This is a genomic window from Paenibacillus sp. Marseille-P2973 (assembly GCF_018101095.1).
Taxonomy (GTDB): domain Bacteria; phylum Bacillota; class Bacilli; order Paenibacillales; family Paenibacillaceae; genus Fontibacillus; species Fontibacillus vini.
Window position 1 is genome coordinate 369946 of record NZ_JAGQEH010000004.1, and the last position, 18412, is coordinate 388357.

Genomic DNA, 18412 nt, shown 5'->3' on the forward strand with positions numbered 1-18412 from the left:
GGCGGAATAAGAACGCGGTGATCAATAGGACAGCAGGGATGGAGGGATAGCGTAATGGGGATTGCTTCTTGGGCAGGTTTATGGTTCGGTTTGGCTTTGCCGGCCATCGTCATCATGTATTTATTCAAGCGAAAATATCTCGATACGATCGTTCCGAGCCATTTGCTGTGGGATCGGGTTCTCCGCAATATAGAGGCCAACCGGCCATGGCAGAAGCTTCAAAACCGGCTGCTTCTCTGGCTTCAGCTGCTAGCCGCAGCCCTGCTGGTAGTCGCGCTGATGCTGCCTTTCGTATGGGTCCGGGGCGGGAGCCAGGGACATACGGTAATCATTGCCGATACGTCGGCCAGCATGAGCGCGGTTTGGGGTGCGGCAGAGCGGGATAAGGATATGCAGGATACGAATTTGGACCGGATGAAGAAGCAGCTGAGAGAGGACATAGAAAGGATGTCTTCGGGCCAGGAGGTGACTCTGCTGAGACTTGGAAGTCAACCTCAGGTCCTGCTATCCAGGGAAAAGAACAAGGACGCGCTTAAGAAAGCCGTCTCCGAGTTGTCTGCGGATTATGGAAAAGCGGCCTATCGTGAGACGCTGTCCCTGGCTTCTGCGCTGACCTGGAACGACCCGGAGGCAAGCGTCGCGATCTATACGGACGGCCAGTGGCCCGATGTTTCCGGCTCCGGGAACGTCGCATTTGATGTTCCGGTTCAAGTGAACTCCGTTCAAGATGAGCAGGCGGGCAATACCGCCATCGTTCAATTCGGGGTTAGGCAAGACGGGGAGGAAGGCGGAGTTTCGGGCGTCGCCGTCGTGAAGAACTACCGGAAGGATAAAACGGAGGCCTCGCTGGACTTGTATGGAGACGGACATTTGTTGGCCACCCATCAAGTGGTTGTAGAAGGCGGGAAGAGCGCAACGGTTTCTTTCGAGCGGCTTGATTCGGCCGAAGTGTATAGGCTGTCGTTGAGCGGCGGGGATGCCTACGCACCGGATAACGAAGCGTACGCCTTTCGCGAGAAGGCGGATTCGGCCAATATACTGCTGCTTTCTTCCGGAAATCTATTTCTGGAAAAAGCGCTACAATTGACCGGGTCCCGAGTTACGCGCATGGATCCGGGTGCTTCTACCGGCAAGAATGGCGGTTCCGGAGCTCCGGCATTGCCTGACGCCAAGCCTGATATCATCGTCATCGATGGTGCGGAGCCCGATTTCGCACGGGAGGGTGCATGGAGAAATCTGTTGAAAGAAACCCCGCTATGGACTTGGGGAGGCGGAGGTGAGAAAGCGCAGCCGGAAAGCGCGGAAACGGAAACGTTAAGTCATCCCGTAACTCGTTACTTGTCATTATCTGAGGCGCCGACAGGGCAATTGTTGAAGAGGGAGGTTCCTGTATGGGGAGAACCTCTTCTGAAAATCGGCAGCCTGCCCGCGGCTTATGCGGGAAAAGATCAGGGAGTAGCCCGGCTGGTTTTCCTGTTTGCGCTTGAGGACAGCGATCTTCCGCTGCGTCCCGAGTTTCCGATTCTGGTGAACAATGCGGTGGAGTGGCTGCGAACCGGGCAAGCTACCGGTCTTGGGCGTGTCATGGCCGGAGCCAAGTTGGATCTTCCCGTCGCTGCTGATGATATCGAGGGGACCTGGATTCCTCAGGAGGGCTTTGCTTTGCAGGCCGGGGCGGAGCAGGTAACGGCAGAGCGGAAGCAAGGCGTGGTCTCCTCCCGTCAAACGTCTCCCGGCATTCCGGGATTGTGGCGTCTTGAAGTTAAGGGATCGGAAGGTGCGAAAGAACGGAATTTTTTGGTGCAAGTAACGGCCGACCCGGCGGAATCCGCTTTTGAAGGCATACAGCCGCTCCAGGGAGCAGGAAACCTTTCGGATAGGCCTGTTGAAGGTGCTGTTCAGATGGAGAACGGAAGGCAATCCGGACAGTCCGACAGCCTGATCTCCAAAAGCAGGCAATCGCTGGTTTACCCTGCCGCGCTCTTGGCGCTGCTTGTTATTTTAGTGGAATGGGGGGTGTATCAGCGTGGGCGTTCAATTTGATCATCCCTGGGTATTGCTGCTGTTACTTCCCCTTGCCATCGGAGCGTTCTATGCTTATCGAACCGACTTCAGGCTGAAGGGGGGCCGCAGGAAGTGGGCCGTCGGTTTACGTACGACGATTATTGCTTTGCTGGTGCTTGTGTTGGCGGGATTTCATACATTTACTTTGGTGAAGGACAAAGAAATCATCTTCTTGGCGGATCGTTCCGCCAGTATGATGGACCAGGATCCCGTATGGGACTGGATCAATAGGGCCGGCGCCGAAAAAGGACCGGATGACCGCGTCGGAACGGTAGCCGTAGGGCTGGATGCGGCCGTCGAGAAAAATCTGGATACCGCACCCGTTTCCGGGGGGAGATCCGAAGCGGCGGTGAACTCCGGGTTCACCAATCTGGCAGGAGGACTACAGCTTGCAGGCAGCCAGTTCGGAGGCGGGGAAAACCGGCGCATCGTGCTCATATCGGATGGGGAGAACAATGTCGGAAACGTCCTTACGGAAGCGGCTATGCTTAAGGAACGAGGAATAGCGGTAGACGTGCTGAAGGCGGTGCCGCCGGAGTTGAATGATGCCGCGGTAGAGGCTTTTCATGTACCTGAGAAGCTGTACCGCGCGGAGGCGTTTGCTTTTGAAGTGCTGATCCGAAGTACGTTTGCCGGAGCCGGAGAGCTTCGTTTGTATGAGGACAACCGGGAGATCGGAAGGCAGAACGTCACACTGGAACGCGGGGAGAATCTTTTTTCGCTCCAGGGATTGGCCAAAGATCCGGGCTTGCACCGTTACCGTGCAGAAATCTATGTGGACGGCGACGAGCAATCGGCGAACAATGCCAGTTATGCAATCACCCGGGTTACGGGGAGCCCGAAGGTGTTAATTGTTGAGGGAAAGCAAGGAACCTCCTCCAACCTGGAAAATGCCCTGGCTTCCGGGTTGATCGATCATACGGTGATCGGCCCGGGCATGCTGCCGTCGGAGCTCGTTAAGTATGCGGGTTACGAAAGCATTTTGTTTAATAACGTCTCCGGTGAACAGGTCGGCGGCAAGCAGATGGATTTGATTGAACAAGCGGTCCGTTCTTACGGCATCGGATTCATGATGATCGGCGGGGAGGAAAGCTTCGGAATGGGCGGTTACTTCAAAACCCCGATCGAGAAGCTGCTTCCCGTATCCATGGAATTGGAAGGCAAGCGGGAAATCCCCTCGCTGGGCTTGATCCTCGTGATCGACCGTTCAGGCAGTATGGGAGGGGACAAGCTGAAGCTGGCTCAAGAGTCGGCGATCCGCACCGTGGAGCTGCTAAGGCCCAAGGATACGGTGGGCGTGGTGGCTTTTGACGATCAGCCCTGGTGGGTGGTCGAGCCGCAGAAGCTGGATGACAAAGACGGCGTAATCGCAAAAATAAACAGTATTCCAAGCGCGGGCGGAACGAATATTTTTCCGGCGGTATCGGCAGCTACGGAGGAAATACTGAACGTTCAGGCCCAGCGAAAGCATATTATTCTGCTGACGGACGGACAATCCGCTGTGAATTCGGGATATGATGACCTGCTGAAGACGATGACGGACGGGAAAATCACGATGTCGACCGTGGCCGTGGGGGACGATGCCGATGTCAATCTTCTGCAAAGTCTGGCCGCCGGGGCAAAGGGACGGTATTACCTTGTGAAGGACGCAACGACGCTTCCGGCTATTTTTAGCCGGGAGGCGGCCATGATCGCCAGAACCTATATTGTGGACAAGCCGTTTGTTCCCGCTATTGTTCAGCCCGGGGACTGGAGCGGCTGGTTTCAGGACGGATTGCCCAGCATTTACGGCTACGTAGCTGCAACACCGAAAATGACGGCCCAAACGGTATTGTCCAGCCCGGAACCGGACCCGCTGCTGGCAAGATGGCAGTACGGATCGGGGCGGACCGTGGCCTGGACCAGCGATCTGACGGGCAAATGGTCACGCGATTTCGTGAAATGGAGCCGTTTTCCCGGATTGTTCGCCGATATGGTGAAGTGGACGTTTCCGCAGTTTGCGGCTTCGCCTTATGAAGTCAACACTACCGTCAACGGTAATGAGGTGACCTTCGAAGTGACGGCAGAGGGCGCCGAAGCTCCCGAGGAGCTTGAAGCGCTGGTCAGCGGGGAAGACGGAGGCGAGGAGCGCGTCCCGCTCACCCAGGTTTCCCCGGGCGTTTACGAGGGGAGTATGGCGGTGAGGTCTTCGGGATCCTTCTTGCTTCAGCTCCGGAACCCGAGCGGAGCCGACGGGGATGAGGGTGAAACGGCGGGGATGCAGGGAACCGGCTTCGTCATCCCGTATTCGCCGGAATACCGGCTGCCCCCGGCCGAGCCGGAAGATACGCTGCAGGCCTTGGCCGAGCTGACCGGCGGCCGCGTCTTGGACTGGAACAAGCCGGAGGCGGCGTTCCAGTTCACCGCGCAGCCGACGCGGTCGCTGCGCGGCTGGGAGCGCCCGCTGCTGGCTGCGGCGCTCCTGCTCTGGCTCGCCGACGTCGCCGTGCGGCGTCTGGCGCTGCCTTGGGGCCGCGTGGCGGAGGCCATCGCCGCGGCCATGCCTTGGCGCCGCCGCGCCCGCGCGCTTGCGGCGGCTGCGCAGCCCGGTGCATCCGCAGGCGCTGCCGCGGATGCCGGGCTCGCCCGGCTCGCCGCGCGTAAATCGCGCGCGGCCGCCTTTTACGGCGCGGGCGGCGACGGCACGGAACGCGGCGGCATGCCGCCTGCGTCCGGACCCGCGGCCCAGCCGGGAGCTGCACCGACGGCGTCGCCGACCATGTCGCCGACGGCCAAATCGCCGTCGCGTCCCGCTCCGCCATCGGCTGCTTCGTCGCCTACCATGTCACCGACGGCCAAGCCGCCGTCGCGTAACGCTCCGTCACCGGCCGCACCGTCGCCACCGACCATGTCGCCGACGGCCAAGCCCTCTCCGCCCTCGGCCGGTCCCCAGGCTCCAGGCCCATCATCACCGCCTTCCCCTCCGCGGGAGACGGCCGAGCCTGACCAAAACGGCACATCGTCCCAGGGCGGGACGGGGAGCGATCGTCTTGGCCGCCTTTTGGATGCCAAACGGCGCGGCCGGCGCTAGTCTCGCAGGTTTTATTTCGATTTGACTGGGCGATTTACCGCGATATTATGCTAAATACATCCTTTGTCCTCCCTTCGTGGACAAAACCTCAAAATGTCTTTTCAAAAGAGGACAAAAGGAGAGTAGAGACCCTCAAAGCCATCTAATCCATATATAGATACCCTTCATCATAATTAATACTATATACGGACTTGCTAGACCCGAGGCGCTGATATCTCTTTCACGGAAAAGTGTCCACTCTTTGAAAGACAAATTAAAGGTTTTTTCCACACTAGGCGGACATTTTCGTAATACAGGCTGTCCTTATTACATCCATCTGAATATGCTTGTACCAACAGCTCCAATTGTTTGGGGCTGTTTTTGTTTTTCTTCTTTCGCATGATACCTGAAAAAAACAAACCTGAATCCCAAATTTCACGCCTTGTTGAAAGCGTTTTAGGGAGCAATAATTGACCTATCTTGAATCTAGGGGGCATGAATGAATGGTAAAAAGAGCAGCATTGAAGCCATTGGCGGTAATCTTGGCCGCAGTGATGGCGCTAAGTCTAGCGGCTTGCGGAAATAGCGGCAAGAGCGATACCGCCGCAACCGAGAAAAACAATGGCGCGGCTGTGCAAGGCAGCAGCAGTGACAAGAAGATCACAATTACTTTCCAAAACATTTATCCGGACCCGACGACCCCTTCGCACAAGACATTAAATGAACTGGTCAAACAGTATGAGGCGGATCACCCGAATATCCACATCGAACTGGATACGCTCAATACGGACCAGCAAAAAGTAAAACTGAAAACACAAGCCGCTTCCAAGGAAGTGCCGGACATCACGATCGTCAACCCGGCGGCGCAAATGAAGCCGTTCGTAGATGCGAAATTGTTCGCGCCGCTGAACGATATGCTGGATCAAAACGGGCTGAAGGATACGTACCAAAGCGGATTGCTGGATTACTACAGCTTCGATGGCAATGTGTACGCCCTGCCGGACGGCAACAATATTGAAGTCGTGTATTACAACAAGGAATTGTTCGAGCAAGCCGGAATCGCCAATACTCCTACAACTTATGAAGAATTCCTGAACACAGTTAAAACGCTAAAAGCAAAAGGAATTACCCCGCTTGCGATCGGGGAGAAGGACTCCTGGACCGGTTCGTTCCTGTTCATGAATATTTTGCTCCGCACGAATGGAGGTCCCGGATTCCTGCAGGATGTGATGGACGGCAAAAAAACATTTGAAGATCCTGCGTTCATCGAAGCGGTGGACAGCTTCCAGGAGCTGGTACAAGCCGGCGCGTTCCCGGACGGAGCGACTTCGATCGATGCCAATGCCGGGGGCAATATTTTTAAATCGGGCAAAGCGGCCATGTGGGTGATCGGTTCCTGGGAGACCGGAGCGATCGATGCTTCCTCCGTGGCGGGCAAAGTTGGAGCATTCCAATTCCCGACCGTAAACGGCAAGGGCGATCCTGATGAATTTATGCTGGCGCCGGGCAGTGCGTTCGCCATATCCGCAAACAGCGAGCATCTGCAAGAAACGAAAGACTTCCTTAACTACTTCGCTCTCAATTTTCCGAAGAAGCAATTTGAATTTAAAAATGCGGTCGGTCTTGGCCAAAAAGTGGACGGTGACCTGAAGGCGGCCGGTTATTCCGATCTGGCGATCGAGGTCGCAGAGCTGTTCAATAACGTTAAAGGCGGCGACCTGGCGTTTGACAATACGATGAATCCGGCTACGGCCCAAGTGCATCTCAGCAGCATCCAGAACCTCTTCGTACAAAAGGTTGACTCCGCTCAAGTGGCGAAAGAGCATCAAGCGGCTTTTGAGGCCAACAAGGAATAAGGAATCACGGATTCCGAGCGCGTTATACCGTCGATGCGGGGCAGCTTCGTGCTTCTCCGCATCGAATTTATATGAAGGGGCGAAATAAAATGAAAGTTCTCAAGGTACCCGCCAGAACAATAGCCGTCTTCGTATTGCCGTGTTTGCTGCTTTATGTGTGCCTTGTTTTTGTACCGATCCTGGTTTCCTTTTATAGCGGACTGCTAAAATGGGACGGCATCGCGAATGCGGAATTTATCGGCCTGGCCAACTTCCGGGATATGTTTGCGAATGATCCTGTTTTCTGGCCGTCGGTCAGACGGACGCTGCTCTACGCGCTGGCCTCCATGCTGGAAATTCCGCTCTGTTTGTGGATGGCGATTTTGCTGCACCGTTATTTGAAAAATGGCAGCAGACTGGCGTCCATTTATTTTACGCCCGTTATTTTATCAGTCGTTATTATCGGCCAGCTATGGAAAACCATCTATAACCCTACCTCCATGGGCGGCATGCTGAACGGCGTGCTGGTCTCCCTTGGTTTGGACAGCTGGACGCATAATTGGCTGACGGAGCCGAGCATCGCTATGTACAGTATTTATCTCGTTTCGCTCTGGCAGTACTTCGGATACCATTTGCTGATTCAATATACCGGGGTAACCAATATACCGGAAGAGATTTATGAAGCCGCCAAAATCGACGGAGCCGAAGGCTTTAAAGCAGATCGTTTCATTACGATGCCGCTCATAGTTCCGATTTTTAAAATATCGATAGTTCTTGCTTTTATCGGCTCGTTGCAGGCCTTCGACATGGTCATGGTCATGACAGGCGGAGGACCGGCTCATGCGACCGACGTCATTTCAACGCATATGTACAACAGCTCGTTCTTGTCCTTGAAGTATGGGTACGGCAGTGCGATTGCGACCTTCCTCGTAGCGGTATGCCTGTTGTTCACGGTCGTTATCAATTTATTTTTCAATAAGCTCGAAAATAGATACAGCTAGGAAGGAGTGCGCGATATGTTTAATTTAAAAATAGGAGTCGTGTATCTCCTGTTCGCAATCCCTGTCGTTACCCAGCTTTACCCGCTGCTTTGGTTGCTGTTCTATTCTTTGAAAACGAATGAGGAGATCTTGGACGGGAGCTTCTTTTCACTACCGAATGCACCTCAATGGCAGAACTACAAAGAAGCTTATGAGGCGGGAAATTATTTGAAATATTTGTCCAACAGCGTTTTGGTGACCGGGGTTACAATGATATGCGTATTACTCCTAAGCTCCATGGCGGCCTATGCGATCTCCCGGTTTCGCTGGAAGTACGGCACGGTGGTGATGACCGTTTTCTTGATGGGCATGATGATCCCGATGCAGGCAACCCTGCTCCCGCTGATGGTCATCTTCAAAAATGTTGATATCTTGAACACGCATTTATCGCTGATTCTGCCTTATATCGCCTTCTCCACTCCGATCGCCGTCTTTATCCTTAGCGGATTCATGAAAGGCATTCCTCCTGAGATCGAGGAGTCGGCCTATATTGACGGAGCGAGCATTTACCGGATTTTCCGCAGCATTATTGTGCCGGTATCCATTCCGCCGATGATGACCGTGTGCATTCTGACCTTTATCACGATCTGGAACGAGTATATTTTGGCGGCGACATTTATTTCTTCCGAGAGATTGAAAACTTTGCCGTTCGGGGTTTACACCTTCGTCAGCCAGTATTCCGTCAATTACGGCAACATCGGCGCGTTTCTGGTGATGGGGGCGCTGCCCGTCATTCTGATCTATTTCTTCCTGTCGGGACAAATTACGAAAGGGATGGTTGCAGGCGCGGTAAAGGGCTAATGAATAAGTGGATCTATCGTTACAATTTTAACCTATTTATTTATAATAGAAGAGCAGCAAAACATCGATGGAAGGAGGTTATCCATGCCTACCGGTTTTCGTTCCATACACCATCGCCTGTTTTTGCTGTTTCTTTTTTGCATGTCCGGCTGTGTGCTCGTAGTGAGCCTGCTTTACTACAATCGGACTACGGATCAGTTTCACGAAAAAATAAGCGATTTATCGCAAAAAAACGTGGCTCAAACCGCGGGATTGTTCAGTTTGATGTATCAGGGCTACGACAGTCTATCCAAATCGCTCAGCAACAATTTCGAAATGATCCGGCTGTTGAATGAAACCAGCGATGAGCCGGCGGTAGAATTTATTAACGAGCAAAGAATTACGAATATTATCGGAGCTATATTTTATTCGCGGGATGATTTGGTTGGCATCCACGTGATCACCAATAAGGGCAAAGTATATAACTACGGAAATTATATGAACGTCGTCAAGCCGAATTATCGGGAAGAGGAATGGTATCGGCAGTTGAAGGATTCATCGGGAAAAATGGTCTGGCTCGGCGTGTACGAGCATTCCTTGATCGATCAAGTGGAGGATAGCCCCGTATTTTCGTTTGGGCGGCAAATCTATGATTTGGATGAGCATAAACCAATCGGCATCGTGCTCTATGAAATGAACCCGGAGCCGATTTTGAATGCCCTTGATAATTTGAAGCTGGGTGAACATAGCGAGGTGTTTCTGGTATCCCAGGATGGCCGCGCCGTGTCCTCGGGTAAGGAGCTGCCGCCGGAACTCGAAAGCCTGCCCTTTGATGCCCCTTCGGGCAACGTTCTCGTGCAGCAGGATTCAAAGCATCTGATCGTCGCTTCAAGACTGCCGTTCTCAGGCTGGTCCGTTGCCAGCATGACGCCGAATCGCGACCTCAATGTGGAATTAGTGGAGATGAAGCGTTACCTGATCATCGTTATATCGATCCTTATCCTAGTATCTGCCCTAATCGCTTCTATCATCTCGCGGTCGTTCAGTTCCCCGCTCAAAAAACTGATCCGGGAGATGAAGATGGTGGAGATCGGGAATTTCCGGGGGATGTTGAAAGTATCTTCCTATCAGGAAATTAATATTCTTGTTGCTTCCTTCAACAGGATGGTCAACCGGATCGAGGAGCTCATTGAGCGGGTGAAAATTTCGTCGGTCAGCGAAAAAAACGCCGAAATCCACGCTTTGCAATCCCAAGTCAATCCGCATTTTTTGTACAATACGCTGGACATGATTTACTGGATGCTCGATGAAAAAGGGGAGGATCCGCTCGGGGAACTCGTACTGTCCCTATCCTCGATGTTCCGCTATAGCAGCCAGTGGGAGGAAGGCGCGGAAGTCACGCTGCGCGAGGAACTGGAGCAGACCGGCCATTATTTGAAGATCATTACAATCCGGTTCGAGGGGCGGCTTCAGATTGAAACGGAGCTGGAAGAGCGCTGGCTTGATTATCGGCTGCCGAAAATGACGGTGCAGCCTGTCATTGAAAATGCGGTGAAGCATGGTCTGGAACCGATAGGCAGACGTGGAAAATTGAAGGTTTATACGCTGCAAGAGGATGATGCTTTAAAGATTATCGTAGAAGACAACGGAAACGGAATGGACCCGGAGCAATTGAACCGGTTGAAGCTGTCGTTAAATCAGGAGGGGCCGAAAGAGACGGGCAAGACGGGGATCGGCTTGCAGAATTTGCATCGCAGGCTGAAGTACATGTTCGGGGAAGCCGGCGGTCTGCAAATCGAAAGCGCTCCCGGAAAAGGGACGCAGGTTGCGATCGTCATGCCGCTGTCGCCGGCAGGAAAGGAGCGATGAGCTTGGACATTTTAATTGCCGACGACGAAAGGGCGATCCGGGAAGGCGTCCGGCGGAGCATCCGGAGGAATTGGCCGGATTTTGGACTTTATGTGGCGGCATCGACAGAGGAAGCGGTCAAGCTGATGGGAGAACAGCGGATCGACATCGTGTTGACCGATATTTTGATGCCGGGAATCAACGGGCTGGAATTCATGAAGATTATGAAGCGCAAATATCCTCATGTGAAATGGGTCGTGATTTCGGCGCATAGCGAGTTTTCCTATGCTCAGGAGGCGGTGCGGCTGGGAGCCCGGGATTATTTGCTGAAGCCGATCGGTAAGGATCGGCTCTATGAGGTCATTGCCGGCCTTGCTCAGGAAATCGCTCTTGAAAGCGAAGAATCAAAAGAGCGGGCGCGGCTGATAGCCAACCTGAAATATTTACGGGAAGGCGTGTTTCAACGGTTGGCATTCGGACTGGACGTCGGCAATCTGGATATGGGCTCTTTTATCCAGGAATATCATGATTATTATCTGCTGCTCGTCCAGATGAATGCCGGGGATCGGAGCGTCAGGCTGGAGCATTTTATCGTGGAGAATGTGTTATCGGAGTTGATCGACGGGCATGGGCGCGGCTTTGTCATCAGCTATGACCAAACAAGTTTGCTAGGTTTGTTCACACTTGAGAGACGGGGCGGAATCGAGGATTTTCAAGAGAAGGTCAAGGCGCATTTGTCCCATTACTTGAAAGTGCCGTTTCAGATCGTCGTGTCCGGACAAAACCGCGACATAAAGATGATACCTAAGCTGGTATCTCAGATGAGACAGGCTTGCATGTCCCAGGCTTCCGAATTGGAGCCGCTAAAAGGGAGCGGAGAGAAAGCGATCGATGTCGCCCTGGAGTATATTAAAAAGCATTATTGCGAGGATCTGTCCTTAGAAAAAACCGCTGCGGCGGTCTTTTTGAATCCGGCTTATTTCAGCCAGCTGTTCAAGCAAATCACAGGTCAGGGGTATAAGGAATACGTCACGACCTTGCGGCTTGAGCAGGCCAAGCTGCTGCTCATGAACCCGAAGCTCCGGCTGGCGGAGGTCGCCGAGCGCGTCGGCTATCAGGATATGCGCCACTTTACCCAAGTCTTCAGGAAACGGGTCCAGATGACGCCTACCGAATACCGTCAGCAGCAAAACATAAATATTCTTGTGCCAAGAGAGGGAAAGCTATAAGAGGTAGCAAGTGTCAAAGATGGGTATGGAAAACGGATGCATGAAGTGTTACAATAGATAAAGTCAAAATGATCATTTCAATTTGAATGTTTTACTTAGCAAGCTTAAGCCTTTCTTTGTGCACAAGAATTTTTCCATGACCAAGGAGGAAAAGAAATGCCATTGTCAGACAACAACACCATTGAAAATTTGTCGATCACCACGATCCGTACCCTTGCGATCGATGCGATCGAAAAAGCGAAATCCGGCCACCCCGGCATGCCGATGGGTTCGGCACCGATGGGGTACCAACTGTTCGCCAAAACGATGAACCATAACCCAGACCATCCGACATGGATTAACCGCGACCGTTTCGTATTGTCCGCAGGACACGGTTCCATGCTGCTATACAGCCTGCTTCATTTGTCCGGTTACGATCTCCCTATGGAGGAGCTCAAGCAGTTCCGTCAATGGGGCAGCTTAACGCCGGGCCATCCGGAATTCGGACATACGGCTGGCGTTGACGCTACTACTGGTCCACTCGGCCAAGGGATCGCCATGGCTGTCGGTATGGCAATGGCCGAAACCCAGCTTGCGGCAACTTATAACAAGGGCGATCTGAAAGTGATCGACCATTATACTTACGGCATTTGCGGTGACGGCGATTTGATGGAAGGCGTAGCAAGCGAAGCAGCTTCCCTTGCTGGTCATCTGAAACTTGGCAAACTCATCTTCCTGTATGACTCCAACGATATCTCGCTGGACGGCGAATTGAACCTCAGCTTCTCCGAGAACGTAAGACAACGTTTTGAAGCTTATGGCTGGCAAACGCTGCGCGTTGAAGACGGCAACGATCTGGATGCTATCCAAGCCGCAATCGAAGAGGGCAAACGCGACACCGACCGTCCGACTCTGATCGAAGTGAAGACGGTTATCGGTTACGGAAGCCCGAACAAGCAAGGTAAAGGCGGCCATGGCGGTACGCACGGCTCCCCGCTCGGCGCTGACGAAGCGAAGCTGACGAAGGAATTCTACAAATGGGTCTATGAAGAAGATTTCTATGTGCCTGAAGAAGTGCGCGAACACTTTGCAAAAGTGAAGGAACGCGGCATCGCTGCAAACAAGGCTTGGGACGAAACATTCGCTAAATATAAAGCGGAATACCCTGAACTTGCCGCTCAATTCGAAAAAGCGGTAGCTGGCGAGCTTCCTGCCGGCTGGGACAAGGATCTTCCGAAATACAGCGCCGAAGACAAAGCGGTTTCGACTCGCGTGGCTTCCGGTAATGCACTGAACGGTTTGACTGGCGGCGTACCGCAGCTTCTCGGCGGGTCCGCTGACTTGGAAAGCTCCACAATGACGCACCTGAAGGGTCTCCCTGTTTACACGGCGCAAAGCCGCGAAGGTCGCAACCTGTATTTCGGGGTTCGCGAATTCGGTATGGCTGCTGCGATGAACGGGATTGCCCTCCACAGCGGATTGAAAGTATTCGGCGGCACGTTCTTCGTATTTACGGACTACCTGCGTCCGGCCGTTCGTCTGGCTTCGATCATGAAGCTGCCTGTAACTTACGTGCTTACGCATGACAGTATCGCTGTAGGTGAAGACGGCCCGACTCACGAACCGATCGAGCAGCTTGCTTCCCTGCGCATCATTCCTGGTCTGACGGTCATCCGTCCTGCAGACGGCAACGAGACTTCGGCTGCATGGGCTTTTGCGGTTGAGAACCAATCCAACCCTGTAGCACTGGTGCTGACTCGTCAAAACCTGCCGATTCTGGAGAAAACAGCTGAGCTTGCTCGCGAAGGCATCAAACGCGGCGGCTATGTGGTATCCGATGCGAAGGACGGCAAACCGGTAGCGCAAATCATCGCTACTGGCTCCGAAGTACAACTTGCTGTGAAAGCTCAAGCGGCTTTGGCTGAAGAAGGCATTCACGTGCGCGTTATCAGCTTGCCAAGCTGGGATCTGTTCGACAAACAGGATCAGGCTTACAAGGATTCCGTCATTCTGCCGGAAGTCAAAGCTCGCGTTGCCGTGGAAATGGCGCATCCGTTCGGTTGGGAGCGTTACGCAGGCGAGAAGGGTTCCGTCATCGGCATCGACATTTTCGGGGCTTCCGCGCCTGGGGACAAAGTGATTGAAGAATACGGATTCACTGTTGAAAATGTAGTGAAACATGTGAAGGATCAATTGAAGTAAGGGATTCGATTTACCGTTGAGGGGAGCGGGAAACGTGGAGCAGCAATTGAAAAATGTAACTGTAGACAAAGCCGCCAACATTTATTTTGACGGCAAAGTAACGAGCCGGAGCGTATGGCTTCCGGACGGCAGCAAAATCACGCTCGGGATCATGCTTCCCGGAGAGTACGAATTCGGGACGGACTCGCTTGAAGTGATGGACATTTTGTCCGGCGACCTCAAGGTTCTGCTTCCGGGCGAAACGCTTTGGAGGGAAATCAGCGGCCGCGGCACGTTCACCGTGCCCGCCAACGCTTCCTTCAAGCTGGAAGTCCGTAGCGTAACGGATTACTGCTGCTCCTACGGATCAGGGGCTTAAATGCATCAGGCCGGTCTATCGGCTTGATGCCGGCTCATTGCCTGGCTTCGATTATCTCGATCAAGTTCTAATACATCAAAAGGCAGGTACAAGCTGAGCGCTGTACCTGCCTTTTCTAAAACGTGTTTCAAAATAACAGGAAAACTATTGATGACGATCGCCGATCTTTTGGCCGATCCAGGCTTCGTAAATCTTGACAACGGCAGACAGGTCTTCGTCCCCGAAGCCTTCGGTCTGCCCTGCCTGAAACAGGCTTTTGGCCAGGTTCAGCATCGGAGAAGGAATGTTTGCTCCGTCCGTAAGCGAGGAGGCGAGCTTCAGATCCTTCAGCATCAGTGCGAGCGAGAACTGGTTGGTGAAGTCATGCTCGATGATTTTGCGCCCCTTCAGTTCGGCGGCTTTGCTGCCGGCCGAGCCAAGCTGGACGAGCTCGAGGAAGCGGTCTGCCGGCAATCCGGATTTCGCCGCGATGGAGAAGCCTTCGGCGAGCGCCAGGTTGTTGATGCCAACGATCGTATTGTGTGCAAGCTTGGCGACTGCTCCGGTGCCGTTCTCGCCCATATGGAGAACTTTTTTGCCGAGGCAGTCAAAAATGTCCATCTCGTTGGCGAGAACTTCGGCATCACCGCCGACCATGAAGACGAGGCTGCCGTCGATGGCGGCTGGAGAACTGCCGGTCACAGGGGCATCAAGGAAGACGCCTCCGAGGTCAACGACCAGACCGGCCAGCTTCTTCACAAGCGCGGGCGAGATCGTACTGCAGTCGATCACCGTCGTGCCGGGCTTAAGTCCGGCCAACACGCCGTCTGCGCCTTCATAAACAGCTGCGATGGAAGCATCGTTGCTGACCATCGTAATGACCGTCTCTGCGCCGGACGCTGCCTCCTTCGGGGTTGAGGCGACCGCTGCGCCGAGTGTAGCCAGCGGCTCGCATTTTGCCGCCGTCCGGTTATATACGGTAACCTCAAAGCCTTGCTTGAGTAAATTAGCGGCCATTGGAGCACCCATCGTTCCCAATCCGATAAAACCGATTTTTTTCAAAGTAGTCACCTTCTAAAAAGAATTGAACAGCATTTAATTATTTTACCATGCAGGCCGGAAACCTGCACATTGCGCCTTGTTTTCGCTGGAAATTTACAGTATCCTAGTTACAAGTTGTTACAATGGTTGTCCAAGGATAGGCAGTGAGTCTTAAATAAATAGATGGAGGTATTTTTCAACATGTCTAAAAAAGTGACGTTTGATTACAGCAAAGCTTTGCAATTTGTAGGGCAGCACGAAGTGGATAACTTGGAAGCCCAAGTCCGTGCGGCTCATGAACAATTACATAATGGGACAGGCGCCGGCTCCGATTTCCGGGGTTGGATCGATCTCCCTACGGCATATGATAAAGAAGAATTCGCCCGTATTCAGAAAGCGGCGGCCAAAATTCAAAGCGATTCCGAAGTGCTGATCGTGATCGGTATCGGCGGTTCTTACCTCGGCGCTCGCGCAGCGATCGAATCGCTCTCTCACTCGTTCTACAACATGCTTCCGAAGGATAAACGCAAAACTCCGGAAATTTACTTTGCGGGCAACAACATCAGCTCCACTTACGTGAATCATTTGCTCGACCTTATCGAAGGCAAGGATTTCTCGGTCAACGTCATCTCCAAATCGGGTACGACGACGGAGCCGGCAATCGCATTCCGTATTTTCCGCGCAGCGCTGGAGAAGAAATACGGTAAGGAAGAAGCTCGTAAACGGATCTATGCAACGACCGACCAGGAGAAGGGCGCGCTCAAAAAGCTTTCGAACGAAGAAGGCTACGAAACGTTCGTAATTCCGGACGACGTGGGCGGACGCTACTCCGTATTGACAGCAGTAGGCCTGTTGCCGATTGCCACTGCAGGCATCAGCATTGAAGATATGATGCAGGGCGCGGCTGACGCGGCCAAAGAATTCAGCAATCCGAATCTGGCGGAGAACGCAAGCTATCAATATGCTGCGGTCCGCAACGCATTGTACCGTAAAGGTAAAGTAACGGAAATTCTCGTCAATTACGAGCCTTCCCTGCATTATGTATCGGAATGGTGGAAACAACTTTTCGGCGAGAGCGAAGGCAAAGACTACAAGGGTATTTTCCCGGCAGCCGTCGACTTCTCGACCGACTTGCACTCCATGGGACAATTCATTCAGGAAGGTAATCGGAATATCTTCGAAACCGTCATCCAAGTGACCGAAGTTCCAAGCCATATTACGATCGAATCCGATCCGGCCGACCTCGACGGATTGAACTTCCTGGAAGGCAAAACATTGGATTTCGTCAACAAGAAGGCTTTCCAAGGCACTTTGTTGGCGCATACCGACGGACAGGTGCCGAATTTGGTAGTCAATGTTCCTGATTTGACTCCATATTCCTTCGGTTATCTGGTATACTTCTTTGAAAAGGCCTGCGGTATCAGCGGTTACATGATGGGCGTCAATCCGTTCGATCAACCGGGCGTAGAGGCTTACAAGAAAAACATGTTCGCTTTGCTGGGCAAACCGGGTTACGAGAAAGAAAAAGCGGAACTTGAAGCGAGACTTTCCGAATAATCGTATTATTTTCACCAAGGGCAGGAATAAAGCCGCCAGGAAGCAGTTCACCGGGGTCAACCGGTTGGGCTGCTTCTTGGCACATTCATAAGGATGGAGTCATATGTTGGAACGTTACAAAACGGTTCGCAGAGCCGGAGACAAGGAAATCGTCATCAAGAAGTCGAGATTTATCGGGCATGTAATGCCGGTGGAGAGCGAGGAAGAAGCCGTCAGCTTTATCGAAGAGATCAAGAAGCGGCATTGGAATGCTACCCACAATTGCTCGGCCTATATGATCGGCGAAAGAGACGAGATCCAGAAGCAGTCGGATGACGGTGAACCGAGCGGAACGGCCGGCAAGCCGATCCTGGAAGTGATCCGGAATCAGGGTCTAAAGAATGTTGCCATTGTCGTAACGAGATATTTCGGAGGCATTATGCTGGGAGCGGGGGGATTGATCCGCGCCTATACGGACGGAGCCGTTGCCGCCATCGAAGCGGGGGAATCTATCACCCGCGTACTGCATCGCGAAGTATTTGTCGAGTTGGACTACACTTGGCTTGGAAAAGCCGAAAATGAGCTGAGAAACCGGGGGATTCGCACTGGTGAAACCGGGTTTGCCGACAAGGTTACATTGCTTTGTCTGCCGCTCAACGAAGAGACGGAGAGCTTTAAAGACTGGATGACCGATATGACGCAAGGGCAGGCTGTAATGACGGAAGGTGACAAGGTTTACTTTATTGAAGGGGAATAATGCCTATGGCTAGAAGAGCAGTAGAGCAGGAATTGTCGAGGGAAAGAATTATGGATGCCGCGAGACATCTGTTTATCACGAAAGGATATCGCGGGATTTCCATGAGGAGCATCGGGCAGCATTTAGGTTATAGCCACGGTTCTCTTTACTATCATTTCAAGGAAAAAGCGGAATTGTTCTATGCCATCGTCGTGCAGGATTTCAATCATCTGGCCCGGTTATGCGAACAGGTGACGAAACGCCCGCCGACCGAAGGTTTGACCAAAGCGGAACAACTGATGCTGGAATTCATCAAATTCGGTCTGGAGCATCCGCATCAGTATGAAATCATGTTTATGCTCAGGGACGAAGAAATATTGGCATATTGCAAGTCGGAGCAGGCCAAGTGCTTTGATATGTTTGACAAGATTATCCGCGGTTTTTTGAGAGAGGAAAGGCACCCGCTTGAGAGCAATCCGTCCCTTCCGCTTAGTATGTTTTTGGGAATACACGGATTTATCTCGTTTTACATTCAGGATCACCTGACCTTCGAAGAAATAATGCCCGCTGCCGTTGCCCACGTCAAAATGTTAAGTCAAAGCAGTTACCGATTAACGTCATAAGACGTTTTTGTTTTCCGCGCATACTTTACTCGTTCACACTATCATAGCTGTACTCCTTTATTACATTACTATAATAACGTAACGGACTTCCATTTCGTGATAATGAACTTTTG

13 protein-coding genes are annotated in these 18412 nt (G+C 52.7%); 12 read left to right on the top strand and 1 reads right to left on the bottom strand.

Going from position 1 to position 18412, the window contains the following annotated elements:
* The first annotated feature begins 54 nt into the window (after positions 1–54).
* The 9 genes from KB559_RS11225 to ppnP all read left to right on the top strand — a co-directional run bounded on the left by KB559_RS11225 (position 55) and on the right by ppnP (position 14384).
* Positions 55–2043 carry a vWA domain-containing protein gene (locus KB559_RS11225; protein ID WP_211021850.1) on the top strand — a complete coding sequence of 663 codons (1989 nt, stop codon included), beginning with the start codon at positions 55–57 and terminating at the stop codon, positions 2041–2043.
* Positions 2027–5134 carry a VWA domain-containing protein gene (locus KB559_RS11230; RefSeq protein ID WP_211021852.1) on the top strand — a complete coding sequence of 1036 codons (3108 nt, stop codon included), beginning with the start codon at positions 2027–2029 and terminating at the stop codon, positions 5132–5134. Before KB559_RS11225 ends, KB559_RS11230 begins: the two co-directional genes overlap by 17 nt.
* A gap of 482 nt (positions 5135–5616) precedes the next feature.
* Complete coding sequence (locus tag KB559_RS11235) at positions 5617–6969, top strand: extracellular solute-binding protein (protein WP_211021855.1); 1353 nt, start codon at positions 5617–5619, stop codon at positions 6967–6969.
* 89 nt (positions 6970–7058) lie between these two features.
* A complete protein-coding gene (locus KB559_RS11240) occupies positions 7059–7949 on the top strand; it encodes a carbohydrate ABC transporter permease (protein ID WP_211021857.1) in 891 nt (296 codons plus the stop codon).
* 15 nt (positions 7950–7964) lie between these two features.
* Complete coding sequence (locus tag KB559_RS11245; RefSeq protein ID WP_211021860.1) at positions 7965–8789, top strand: carbohydrate ABC transporter permease; 825 nt, start codon at positions 7965–7967, stop codon at positions 8787–8789.
* A gap of 84 nt (positions 8790–8873) precedes the next feature.
* The gene (locus tag KB559_RS11250) at positions 8874–10637 is read left to right on the top strand and encodes a sensor histidine kinase (protein WP_211021862.1); all 1764 of its coding nucleotides are present in this window, start codon (positions 8874–8876) and stop codon (positions 10635–10637) included.
* Between the two features lie 2 nt (positions 10638–10639).
* Entirely contained in the window at positions 10640–11845 is a 1206-nt protein-coding gene (locus tag KB559_RS11255; protein WP_211021864.1) for a response regulator, read from the top strand.
* Between the two features lie 156 nt (positions 11846–12001).
* Positions 12002–14026: a transketolase gene (gene tkt / locus KB559_RS11260; RefSeq protein WP_211021866.1), complete on the top strand. Its 2025-nt coding sequence runs from the start codon at positions 12002–12004 to the stop codon at positions 14024–14026.
* A 34-nt stretch (positions 14027–14060) separates the two neighbouring features.
* The gene (ppnP, locus tag KB559_RS11265; protein ID WP_211021868.1) at positions 14061–14384 is read left to right on the top strand and encodes a pyrimidine/purine nucleoside phosphorylase; all 324 of its coding nucleotides are present in this window, start codon (positions 14061–14063) and stop codon (positions 14382–14384) included.
* A 144-nt stretch (positions 14385–14528) separates the two neighbouring features.
* Here ppnP and KB559_RS11270 read toward each other — a convergent pair whose 3' ends face one another.
* The gene (locus KB559_RS11270) at positions 14529–15425 is read right to left on the bottom strand and encodes an NAD(P)-dependent oxidoreductase (RefSeq protein ID WP_211022183.1); all 897 of its coding nucleotides are present in this window, start codon (positions 15423–15425) and stop codon (positions 14529–14531) included.
* 180 nt (positions 15426–15605) lie between these two features.
* Between KB559_RS11270 and KB559_RS11275 the strand changes: the two genes are divergently transcribed.
* The 3 genes from KB559_RS11275 to KB559_RS11285 all read left to right on the top strand — a co-directional run bounded on the left by KB559_RS11275 (position 15606) and on the right by KB559_RS11285 (position 18299).
* Complete coding sequence (locus KB559_RS11275) at positions 15606–16961, top strand: glucose-6-phosphate isomerase (protein ID WP_211021871.1); 1356 nt, start codon at positions 15606–15608, stop codon at positions 16959–16961.
* Positions 16962–17064: 103 nt separating this feature from the next.
* Positions 17065–17697 (top strand): YigZ family protein, encoded by a 633-nt coding sequence (locus KB559_RS11280; RefSeq protein WP_211021873.1) that lies wholly within the window; start codon positions 17065–17067, stop codon positions 17695–17697.
* A gap of 5 nt (positions 17698–17702) precedes the next feature.
* Positions 17703–18299: a TetR/AcrR family transcriptional regulator gene (locus tag KB559_RS11285; protein ID WP_211021875.1), complete on the top strand. Its 597-nt coding sequence runs from the start codon at positions 17703–17705 to the stop codon at positions 18297–18299.
* Positions 18300–18412: the final 113 nt, after the last annotated feature.

Bases quoted from the DNA above. Each gene is read 5' to 3' on its own strand.
- KB559_RS11225 (WP_211021850.1), top strand. From the start codon at position 55: ATGGGGATTGCTTCTTGGGCAGGTTTATGGTTCGGTTTGGCTTTGCCG.
- KB559_RS11280 (WP_211021873.1), top strand. From the start codon at position 17,065: ATGTTGGAACGTTACAAAACGGTTCGCAGAGCCGGAGACAAGGAAATC.
- KB559_RS11245 (WP_211021860.1), top strand. From the start codon at position 7,965: ATGTTTAATTTAAAAATAGGAGTCGTGTATCTCCTGTTCGCAATCCCT.
- KB559_RS11240 (WP_211021857.1), top strand. From the start codon at position 7,059: ATGAAAGTTCTCAAGGTACCCGCCAGAACAATAGCCGTCTTCGTATTG.
- tkt (WP_211021866.1), top strand. From the start codon at position 12,002: ATGCCATTGTCAGACAACAACACCATTGAAAATTTGTCGATCACCACG.
- KB559_RS11275 (WP_211021871.1), top strand. From the start codon at position 15,606: ATGTCTAAAAAAGTGACGTTTGATTACAGCAAAGCTTTGCAATTTGTA.
- KB559_RS11235 (WP_211021855.1), top strand. From the start codon at position 5,617: ATGGTAAAAAGAGCAGCATTGAAGCCATTGGCGGTAATCTTGGCCGCA.
- KB559_RS11285 (WP_211021875.1), top strand. From the start codon at position 17,703: ATGGCTAGAAGAGCAGTAGAGCAGGAATTGTCGAGGGAAAGAATTATG.
- KB559_RS11250 (WP_211021862.1), top strand. From the start codon at position 8,874: ATGCCTACCGGTTTTCGTTCCATACACCATCGCCTGTTTTTGCTGTTT.